The sequence below is a fragment of the Saccharopolyspora sp. genome, assembly GCF_017434145.1.
GTDB lineage: Bacteria > Actinomycetota > Actinomycetes > Mycobacteriales > Pseudonocardiaceae > Saccharopolyspora_C > Saccharopolyspora_C galaxeae.
Genome location: NZ_JAFRFW010000588.1, coordinates 1 through 9,900, shown reverse-complemented (window position 1 = coordinate 9,900; position 9,900 = coordinate 1). Strand labels below are relative to the sequence as shown.

Here is a 9,900-nt window from a genome sequence, read left to right as displayed (position 1 = left end):
GGCGGGTGGTGCTCACCCACTCCGAAACCCTGCACGCCGCGCAGGCGCGCGGTTTCGCGCAGGCGTTGAACCAGGCGGCGCGGCGCCTCGACGGCCTGGCCGAGGCGCTGGCCGCGGGCACCTACCGGCACTCGCGAGACCAAGCGCTCGCCGAGGTCGCCCGGATCACCCGCGTGCGCTGGGTGGAACGGGTGCTGGTCACCTCGCTGGAGGCGAATCCGATGCGGCTGCGCTGGCACGTCGACGAAGCCGCCCGCGCGCGGGTCGCCGAGGAGTTCTTCGGCAAGCAGCTGCTGGTCACCGACCGGGACGGCTGGCCGGTGGCCGAGCTGGTCACCGCCTACCGCGCCCGCTACCACCTGGAATCCACCTTCGCCCGGCTCGCCGAAGGACCCGCCGAACCCGCCGAGGTGCAGCGGATGATCTCGGTGCTGGCCGTGACGGTGCTGCACGTGATGCGCCACGAGGCCGAGCGGGCCGGTCTCGACCTGTCCGTGCGGGAGCTGTTCGAGCAGCTCGGCGGCATCCGCGAGGTGGTGCTGCGCTACCCGTCCACCGGCGGGCGCCCGCGCACCAGGCGGTTGCTGACCGAGCTGACCGAGCCGCAGCGGCGGCTGTTCGAGGTGTTCGGGCTGGCCGAGTTCTTGCCGCGGTGAGCCCGTCACACCACGGATTGCCGTGCGTGCGGTGCGTCGAGCGTGCCCGCGAGCCAGTCCAGTTCGGTCCGCACGTCGGTGACCTGGTTGGTGAGGCTGCCGACCTCGCTGATGCCGATCCGCACGACGTCTCCGCGGCGCAGGTTGAAGTCCATCTCGGGCACGATGCCGGTTCCGGTGGCCAGCACCGCGCCGTGCGGGAACGGCTGCCCGCGGAACAGGTGCTCGACCAGCACTTCGCAGCCGCGGTGCAGCGCGGAGGTGTGCACCTTTCCCTCGAAGCAGGATTCGTCGGCGCGGAACACCTCCAGGCTGATCTCCAGGCCGGCCGGGTCGACCTCCCACGCGGGCCGGATGCCGGGTGCCAGCGCGCAGCTGCCCGCGTAAACCTTGGCCTGTGGCAGGTAAAGCGGGTTCTCGCCCTCGATGGAGCGCGAGCTGACGTCGTTGCACACGCCGTAGCCGACGATCTCCCCTGCGGAGTTGGCGAACACCGCCAGCTCCGGTTCGGGCACGTTCAGCGGTGAGTCGGCGCGCACTCCGATCGCCTCGCCGTCGGTGACCACTCGCCAGGGCTGCGCCTTGAAGAACAGTTCCGGTCGTTCGGCGAGGTAGACCCGGTCGTAGACGGACTGCTCGCTGCTTTCCTCCATCCGCGCCTGCTTGGAGCGCTCGTAGGTGACGCCGGCGGCCCAGATCTCGGTGTGCCCGTCGACCGGCGGCAGCAGCCGCACCGCACCCGCCGGTTCGGCCGCCGGCTCCATCGCGCGGAGTTCGGCGGTGGACAGCCGCAGCAGGTCGGCGATTCGCCGCACGCCGGGGAACCGGCGCACCGATTCGCCTTCCATCAGTCCGATGTGGATTTCATTGTGGCGATCGGCGTAGCGCACGATGTGCATCGGTCCTCCTGTCAGGCGACTTCGAGGTCTGATGTGGACGGTTCGGTGGTGCTTTCGGTCAGCCACCGCAACGAGAACGTGGTGACGATCCCGGCCGCGACGACGGCTGCGATCACGTACAACCCGGCCGTTCCGGAACCGGTGGTGCTCTCGGTGACCCCCATGACGTACGGCCCGACGAATCCGCCCACGTTGCCCAGCCCGGAGATCAACGCGATCGTGCCCGCGCCCTGAGCTCCGGTGAGGATCGTCGGCGGAACCGTCCAGAACACCGGCTGCGAACCCAGAAAACCGAAAGCGGCCACGCACAGCGCGCCCACCGCGGCCACCGGCGGCAACAGCACCGCGCCGACCAGCCCGACCACGGTCATCGCCAACGCGAGTCCCAGCGGCCCGCGCCGATTCCCGGTCCGGTCCGACCACCACGGCAGCACCAGCACACCCGCCAGCGCGAACAGCCACGGCAGCGCGGAGACGAACCCGGTGCCCAAATCGCCGAGCCCGCCGATGCGGCGCACCAGCGCGGGCAGCCAGAACGTCACGCCGTAGAGCCCGATCTGGATCGCGAAGTAGATGAACATCAGCCGCAGCACGCGCGTATCCCGCACGACCTCACCGGCCCGCTTCGGCGGCGCGGCCGATTCCGGTGGTTCGTCGGCCGCGATGCGTGCGGTGAGCTGCTCGCGTTCGGCTTCGCTGAGCCATTTCGCGTCGGCGGGCCGGTCGGTCAGCAGCCACGGCACCGCCAGCGCCAGCAACGCGGTCGGCACGCCCTCCAGCAGGAACATCCACTGCCACCCGGCGATCCCGCCCGCGCCGTGCAGGCCCAGCAGGTAACCACCGAGCGGATTGCCGATGATGCTGGCGATCGCGACCGCCGACTGGAAAAGTCCGGTCGCCCGGCCGCGTTCCCGCGCCGGGAACCAGTAGGTGATGTAGAGGATCACGCCGGGGAAGAACCCGGCCTCGGCCGCGCCGAGCAGCAGCCGCAGCACGTAGAAGCTCACCGGCCCGGTCACCAGCGCCATCGCGCACGACAGCACACCCCACACCAGCATGATCAGCGCCAGCCAGCGGCGCGCGCCGAAGCGGTGCAGCACCAGGTTCGACGGCACGCCGAGCACCGCGTAGCCGATGAAGAACACCCCGGCGCCGAACCCGTAGGCGGCGGCGCCGATGCCCAGATCGACCTCCAGGTGCTCCTTGACCAGCGAAACGTTCGTGCGGTCCAAAAAGGACAGTACGAACATCACGAACAGCGTGGGCAGCAGGCGCCGGGAGACCTTGCGGCGAACGGCCTCGGCGGACGACGTGCGCACTACGACCTCCTGCGTCGTTGCAGACGAGTGCGAATGCTCAGATGACTTCGGTCCGGGTGAGTGGCTGGGCAGTGGCACCTCGCGCGCCGCCGCTCCCGGGCTCCTGCGAGCGAACGGACCGTTCGTCCAATCTATTGGGACGAACAAGCCGTTCACTCCGGTTCCACGGCTAGTGCTGCGCTGGGCGTGAAGGGTTCAAGCGTTGATGGAGCGCGCAGACAGTATGGTGATCCGGATCGCGTTTTCAAGGGTTCGCGGTCTTGATTCCGGTCAAGAGATCTGATGAGTTTGCCGGCGTACCGGCAACCGGATGCAGGGAGCGAGCCGATGACCGCGCGCATCGTCGATGTCGAGACCGTCGATCTGCGGTTCCCCACCTCGCGGGAGCTCGACGGGTCCGACGCGATGAACCCGGCGCCGGACTACTCGGCCGCCTACGTCGTGCTGCACACCGACGACCCGGACGTGCCGGAGGCGCACGGGTTCACCTTCACCATCGGCCGCGGCACCGACCTGGTCGTCACCGCCGCGCGGCAGGTGGCCGAGCGCGTCCGCGGCATGGCGCTGTCCGACATCGCCGACGACCTGGGCGGATTCGCCAGGCACCTGGCCGCGGACAGCCAGCTGCGCTGGCTCGGCCCGGACAAGGGCGTGCTGCACCTGGCCACCGCGGCGGTCGTCAACGCCGGGTGGGACCTGGCCGCGAAGCTGGCGGGCAAACCGGTGTGGAAGCTGCTGGCCGACATGTCGCCGCAGCAGATCGTGGACCTGGTGGACTGGCGCTACCTGCGCGACGAACTCAGCCCGCAGGCCGCGCTGGAGATGCTGCAGCGCGCCGAATCCGGCCGCGCCGCAAGGGAATCCGAGATCCGCCGCGACGGCTACCCGGCTTACACCACCAGCGCGGGCTGGCTCGGCTACGACGACGAGAAGCTGCGCAGGCTGTGCCAACAGGCCGTCGCCGCCGGGTGGGAGTCGGTGAAGCTCAAGGTCGGCGCGAACCTGGCCGACGACCAGCGGCGCTGCCGCATCGCGCGGGAAGTGCTCGGCCCGGACCGGCGGTTGATGATCGACGCGAACCAGACCCTCGGGGTGCAGGAGGCGATCGACTGGCACCGCGGGCTCGCCGAGTTCGACATCCACTGGTTCGAGGAACCGACCAGCCCGGACGACGTGCTCGGGCACGCCGCGATCCAGCGCGCCATCGCCCCCACGCACGTCGCCACCGGCGAGCACGGGCACAACGCGGTGATGTTCAAGCAGTTCCTGCAGGCCGAAGCGCTCGGCATCTGCCAGATCGACGCCTGCCGCCTGGCTGGGGTGAACGAGGCCGTCGCGGTCATCCTGCTCGCGGCCGCCCGCGGCGTGCCGATCTGCCCGCACGCCGGGGGAGTTGGTTTGTGCGAGCTGGTGCAGCACCTGTCGATCTTCGATTACGTTGCGGTGAGCGGGAATCTGGAAGACCGGGTGGTGGAGTACGTCGACCACCTGCATGAGCACTTCGTGGATCCGGTGCGGCTGCGCGACGGCCACTACCTGCCGCCGGAACGTCCCGGGTACAGCTCGCAGATCCACCGGGACTCGCTGCGGCGGTTCAGCTATCCCGACGGCCCCGAGTGGGCCTGACTCCCGGGCGGGGCGCGAAGATGGCCGGCATGTCCAGCCCGGAAACCGTCGGCAGCAGCGTCGTCGACGAGGCGATCGACCGGATCAAGCGCCGCATCGAGTCCGGCGAGTTCGCACCCGGCCAGAAGCTCCCGCCGGAGGCCGCGCTGGCGAGCGACCTGGAGCTTTCCCGGCTGTCGCTGCGCGAGGCGGTGCGCGCGCTGACGATGGCAGGCGTGCTGGAGGTCCGGCACGGCGCGGGCACCTTCGTCACCGATCTGCGCCCGGACCGGGTGGTCGACGCGATCGGCCGGTTCCTGCAGCTTTCGCACGACACCGGCTTGCGGGAGCTGTTCGAGTGCCGCCGGGTGGTGGAGCCGGGCGCCACCTCGCTGGCCGCCACCCGCATCGACGAGGCGCAGCTGGCGGAACTGGGTGACCGGATCGAACGGATGCGCACGCTGCGCGACCCGCAGGAGCTGGTCGCCGAGGACTTGGCGTTCCACTCGGACATCGTCGCCGCCGCGGGCAACCGCACGCTGCAGTCGCTGGCCGGAACCGTCGCGCAGCGCACCGCCCGCGCGCGGATCTGGCGAGCGCTGGTCAAGGACGACGTGCTCACCCGCACTCACCAGCAGCACAACGACATCTACCGCGCATTGCAGGACCGGGACAGCATGGCGGCGTTCGTCGCCGCGACCCGCCACGTCGCCGATGTCGAAAGCTGGGTCCTGGGCCGGTTGCACGGAGTGGCGGACGACGAGGATGTGCGTTGAGGTCTGCTGTGCCCCGGCAACGAACGAGAAGAGGGATCGACATGCGAATCAACCTCGCGAGCGTGCTCGTCGACGACCAGGAGAAGGCGCGGCGGTTCTACACCGAGGTGCTGGGTTTCCAGCAGAAGCACGACATCCCGATGGGCGGGCCGCGGTGGCTGACCGTGGTGTCCCCGCAGGACCCGGACGGCACCGAGCTGGTGCTCGAACCCAGCGGCCACCCCGCGGCCGGGCCGTTCAAGGAGGCGCTCGTCGCCGACGGCATCTCGTGGACCTCGTTCGCCGTCGACGACGTCGACGCCGAGTACGAGCGGCTGCGCGACCTCGGCGTGCGCTTCACCCAAGAACCCACCGACATGGGCCCGGTGACCACCGCCGTGCTCGACGACACCTGCGGCAACCTGATCCAGATCGCGCAGCAAACCGGTGAGTGAACCGTCCACGGCGAGCAGCCGTGCACGCGACCACCTACATCGAACCGTGCAACGAAGCAATCGTGCGCTTCGAGGTCACGTTTCGTTCATGACGGCGGTGATGTGGGCGTGGACGCGGGTGCGGAGATCGAGCAGTTCGGCGGGCACGAGCCTGCTGGTCTCCGCGGCAACGTCGGCGTAGAGGTCGACCAGCGATCGCAGGCCGCCCAGCATGTCCGTCGCGTCGTAACGGGTGTGGGTGGTGGCGATTCGCTCTCGGTAGCGTTCAGGAAGCCATTCGTCGAGGTGGTGGCCGTCGTGCCAGACGTCGACAGCGTGGTGCGAGCGGGCGAGGACGTTCCACTCCAGCATCGTGAGCAGAAGTGAGCGCATCTCCGCCTCGCGGAGACCGGCCGGCCACAGGTCTCCGCGCGCGAGGTAGATCGGTACCTGAGTGGCCTCGAACCAGAATTCCCGTTGGTTCATCGCGAACTTCTCGGAGTCCGGAAGCGACCGCTCCGGCGGAGTCATGGAGGAAGCGGGAAGTCCCCGTGTGACGCCGGTCTTGTCAAGGCGCACGAGATAGCCGCGTTGGTAGAGGCCGTCCAAGCCGTACCTAGTCATGCGCTCGATGCGTTCGGTTCCCGCGAGCGTGAAATCAATCTTGCGCCCGTAGGTGAAGACGACCAGGTAGGTCGGCCAGTCGGGGGCGTCCGGGCCTTCGTTGGCAAGGTGGACGCTGATCAGCACGTCTGCGATGGTTCCGGGCCATTCGTCATCGCCCACGAGTTCCACTGCGGCTGGGCCGATGAGTTCGATGTCGAGATCCGAGAGCGCGTCCACACGATCGCCGCGGGCCCGCGAACCGGTCTGTACAACGGCTTCGATCCCGGAATGGGCCTGCGCGAAGTCAAGTACGCGGCTGAGGAGTTCATCCGGATCTTCCATGACCTGCGAGCTTAACCGGGCTTTCCGCTGCGCTGCGGACATGACCGTGCCTGCCGATGTTCCTCGCCGAACGCCGTTGTGGAACGAACTTCGCTCGGCGGGTCGGTCGGCGGAGCCTCGGACAGTTGGCCCCGTGAAGTAGGCGCGGACGGGCCAGCCCGCTTAGCCGGTCAGGTCTCCGGTGGCGAAGTAGGCGCGGCAAGTTCCGTTCTCGTCGTAGTCGGTGGCGACTTCGAGGATCCGGCCGGAATCGGCCAGTGGAGCCAGCGACGAGCTGTAGTTCGGGCAGGGTTCGTCGCGCGCGCCCGGTACTTCGACCGGAGCGGGCAGTGCCACGTTGTCGTTGGCGCCGGGCTCGTCGCTGGCGAACAGCGTTGCGCCGTTGCCTTCGGCGACCGTTCCGTCGGCGTTGCGCAACTCCTGGCCCACCGTGATCAGTCTCCCGTCCGAGGTCCCGTCGTCGATGACGGTGATCTTCGGCGCGTGTGCGAAATACCGGCCGTCGCCCAAGGTGAGCAGCGGGTCCTGCGCGGCGGGATCGCCCCAGTCCGCCCCGTCGTCGGAGAGCCGGAAGTGCGCGGCGCAGATGTGCGGGCCCTCGGCGCCGCAGATCTCGTAGGACAGGTAGGCGCGACCGTCCGGCAGCCGTCGGACCACCGGCATCCCGGGACGCAGCGCCGGATCCGCCAGTTCCACGACGGGTTCCGGGGCGGCCCAGTTCACACCGTCGGTCGAGACCGCGCGCTGCAACTTCTGGCTGTGCTCCGGGTCGTTCTCGTCGGCGAAGTAGCAGCCCAGCGCGCCCGCGTCGTCGACGAACAGCTCCGGCTCCCAATGGCCTCCGGTGCCCGGCGCGGTCGCGCAGGTCGACAAGTACGACCAGGTCCGCCCCCGGTCCTGGCTCTGCCACACCGGCAGCGACATCCGCCGGTCTTCGGGGTTGGCGCCGACGCTCGCGGTCCACAGCAGCGTGCCTTCCGGCAGATCGCCGACCTGGCGGGGGAGTTCGAGCATGCTGCCGCAGCACAAGCCGCCCGCGAAGGCCGGGTCGGTGATCCGGCCGACCTCGTCGAACGTCGCGCCTTCGTCGGTGCTCTCGTAGAAGCGGGCGGAGCCGCCGTCCGCGCCGAAGCTGACGGTTCCGGTCAGCACCGCGCCGTTGTCCTCGCCCGCGTGCGCCAACCGGACCGACGTGGGGTAGAGGCCGCTGTCCGGTGACAGCGGCGTTCCGGTCGCCTCGGGCGTCGGTCGGGCGGTTTCGGGCGTGGGCTCCGCAGCGCCGGGCGCGGGTTGCGCGGCATCGGCGGGCGTCGCGGTGGGCAGCATCGCGGCGGCCAGCAGTCCGCCGAGCAGCAGCGCAGGTGTCCTGATCACGCTCGTCCTCCCCATCGCGGACAAGATCGCCCGTCGTGATCGGAGTCTGCCCGGTTCGCCCGGTGCCGGGTACCGCGATTCGGAGGTGACCGTGTCGTCCGGGGAGACCCCGCACCGGGACGATCGCGGGTGCGGCGCGTCTACCGGAACTGCCGGGCTGCGCTTCGGGGCTCGGCGAGCAGGTGACCACGTCGGCGATCGCAGTCGCACCGGGCCGCGAGCAAGCCGACCTGCTGAGCAACGAGTGCCGAGCCGGTCACCGAGCGCTCTGCAACAGGTCGCGCAGCTGGTTGCGGGTGCTGACGCCGAGCTTCGGGAACGAGCGGTACAGGTGCGATCCCACCGTGCGCGGTGACAGGAACATCCGGTCCCCGATCTGGCGGTTGGTGAAGCCCCTGGCGGCGAGCCGGATGATCTCCTGCTGTTGCGGGCTCAGCTCGGCCAGCGCGTCGGGTGCGGCGTGCTCCTCGCGGGGCTCGGCCGCTCCGGCCGCCCGCAGCTCCGCTTCGGCCCTGGCCACCCACGGGTGGGCGCCGAGCCTGCGGAACGTCTCCAGCGCCGCCGAGAGCGGTGCGCGCGCTTCGGCGATGCGTCGGGCTCGGCGCAGCCATTCGGCCTGGTGCAACAAGGTTCGTGCCCGTTCGAACGGCCACTGCTCGGTGCGCGGATCGGCGAGGGCGGCGGTGAAGTGCCGTTCCGGTTCGGCGGACAGCAACGCGCGGGCGTGCTCGACCAGCGCGCGCAGCCGCGGTGATGCGTCGTCGCCCAGCCTCCCCGCCGCGCGCAGCACGATGCACTCCGCGTCGTGCGGTTCCCCGAGCCGCGCCGCGGCCGCCGCCAGCTCCGGCAGCGCCGCGGCGGACTGGTGGTAGTGCAGGAAGTCGCCATCGGGGGTGAACGCCCGGCGCAGCTGCGCGTAGGCCGTCGCGTGGTCGCCTTCGGAGGCGGCGGCGATGCCCAGCACGTACCTGGCGCGAACGGCCACCATCCGGCTACTAGCCGGGTCCACCATGGACAGTGCTGCGGTGCCGAGTTCCCGGGCCGGGCCCGCTTGGCCCTGCAACGCAAGCACGGCCCCATCCATCGTCTTGGCCCCGGCGACGACGTGCGGCAGTTCCGCGCGGGCTCCGCTGCTGACCGACTCGGCGGCGACCACCCTGGTCCGCGCCCAGGCGCCGGACTCGAACAGCGCCCATCCCTGGGCGCAGCCGAGCCCTTCCGGTAGCGGCCCGCGCACCCGCCACCGGTCGAAAGCCTGCTCGAACAGCCGCACCGCGACTGACGTCTCGTCGAGCAGCCAGGCGATCGTCGCCACCGCGATCGCCCGGCCCGGGCCGGATTCGGCGGCGGCCAGGTCGGGCAGCTGCGGGAGCACTTCGTCCCTGCTGCCCGCGGGGTCCGCCACCGCGAGCACCCACGCCCTGGTCACCGGATCATGCGGACCGGGGATCTCCGGGAGCGCGGCCAGCACCCGATCGTTGTGGCCGGGTTCCGCCGAGTAGTAACCGACCACGGCGGCGGTGGCCAGCACGCTCAGCGCGGTGTCCGGATCTCGCTGCGCCAACGCGCTCGCGGTGCGCGACAGCTGTGCGAACGCGGCATCGTGACGAGTGGTGACGGTCAGCGCCTGCCCGGCGCGGAGTTCGGCCGACGCCAGCAGTTCCGGGTCGTCGGTCAGTTCCACGACCCGCGCCGCCAGGTCTTCGACCCAACCGGCTTGGGCGGTCAACAGCGCGGAGTTCGCCGCCAGCACCCGTCGGCGGGCGCGCTCGCCGCGGTCCGGGCTGAGGTCGGCGGCGCGTTCCAGCGCGGTCGCGGCGGCCACGTAACCGCCGCGGCGGCGGGCCCGCTCGGCGGTGCTCTCCCTCAGCGCGGCGACGTCCTCGTCCGGTTCACCGGCGGCCGCCGCG

Annotated in this window: 8 protein-coding genes and 1 pseudogene; 4 read left to right on the top strand and 5 right to left on the bottom strand. The window is 70.5% G+C overall.

Going from position 1 to position 9,900, the window contains the following annotated elements:
* A pseudogene (locus IJH84_RS16235) lies at nucleotides 1–656 on the top strand (transposase); the annotation flags it as partial.
* A 5-nt stretch (nucleotides 657–661) separates the two neighbouring features.
* Here the strand turns inward: IJH84_RS16235 and IJH84_RS16230 are convergent.
* Together IJH84_RS16230 and IJH84_RS16225 are read right to left on the bottom strand one after the other, a co-directional pair.
* Nucleotides 662–1,555, bottom strand: coding sequence for a fumarylacetoacetate hydrolase family protein (locus IJH84_RS16230; RefSeq protein ID WP_295145895.1), 894 nt, complete (start codon nucleotides 1,553–1,555; stop codon nucleotides 662–664).
* An 11-nt stretch (nucleotides 1,556–1,566) separates the two neighbouring features.
* A complete protein-coding gene (locus IJH84_RS16225; RefSeq protein WP_295145894.1) occupies nucleotides 1,567–2,874 on the bottom strand; it encodes an MFS transporter in 1,308 nt (435 codons plus the stop codon).
* Nucleotides 2,875–3,201: 327 nt separating this feature from the next.
* Here IJH84_RS16225 and IJH84_RS16220 point away from each other — a divergent pair, with 327 nt between their 5' ends.
* From IJH84_RS16220 to IJH84_RS16210, 3 genes are read left to right on the top strand one after another with little or no spacing between them, the layout of a single operon-like run.
* Nucleotides 3,202–4,500, top strand: a complete 1,299-nt coding sequence (locus IJH84_RS16220) for an enolase C-terminal domain-like protein (protein ID WP_295145893.1) — start codon at nucleotides 3,202–3,204, stop codon at nucleotides 4,498–4,500.
* A 29-nt stretch (nucleotides 4,501–4,529) separates the two neighbouring features.
* Nucleotides 4,530–5,255: a FadR/GntR family transcriptional regulator gene (locus IJH84_RS16215; protein WP_295145892.1), complete on the top strand. Its 726-nt coding sequence runs from the start codon at nucleotides 4,530–4,532 to the stop codon at nucleotides 5,253–5,255.
* A gap of 41 nt (nucleotides 5,256–5,296) precedes the next feature.
* Nucleotides 5,297–5,689 carry a VOC family protein gene (locus tag IJH84_RS16210; RefSeq protein ID WP_295145891.1) on the top strand — a complete coding sequence of 131 codons (393 nt, stop codon included), beginning with the start codon at nucleotides 5,297–5,299 and terminating at the stop codon, nucleotides 5,687–5,689.
* A 75-nt stretch (nucleotides 5,690–5,764) separates the two neighbouring features.
* Here the strand turns inward: IJH84_RS16210 and IJH84_RS16205 are convergent, their stop codons facing one another.
* The 3 genes from IJH84_RS16205 to IJH84_RS16195 form a co-directional block, all read right to left on the bottom strand.
* A complete protein-coding gene (locus IJH84_RS16205) occupies nucleotides 5,765–6,616 on the bottom strand; it encodes an aminoglycoside 6-adenylyltransferase (RefSeq protein ID WP_295145890.1) in 852 nt (283 codons plus the stop codon).
* A 162-nt stretch (nucleotides 6,617–6,778) separates the two neighbouring features.
* Complete coding sequence (locus IJH84_RS16200) at nucleotides 6,779–7,990, bottom strand: exo-alpha-sialidase (protein ID WP_200069596.1); 1,212 nt, start codon at nucleotides 7,988–7,990, stop codon at nucleotides 6,779–6,781.
* A gap of 256 nt (nucleotides 7,991–8,246) precedes the next feature.
* Nucleotides 8,247–9,900, bottom strand: a 1,654-nt coding sequence (locus IJH84_RS16195) for a helix-turn-helix transcriptional regulator (protein WP_295145889.1), incomplete at its 5' end; no start/stop codon positions are given.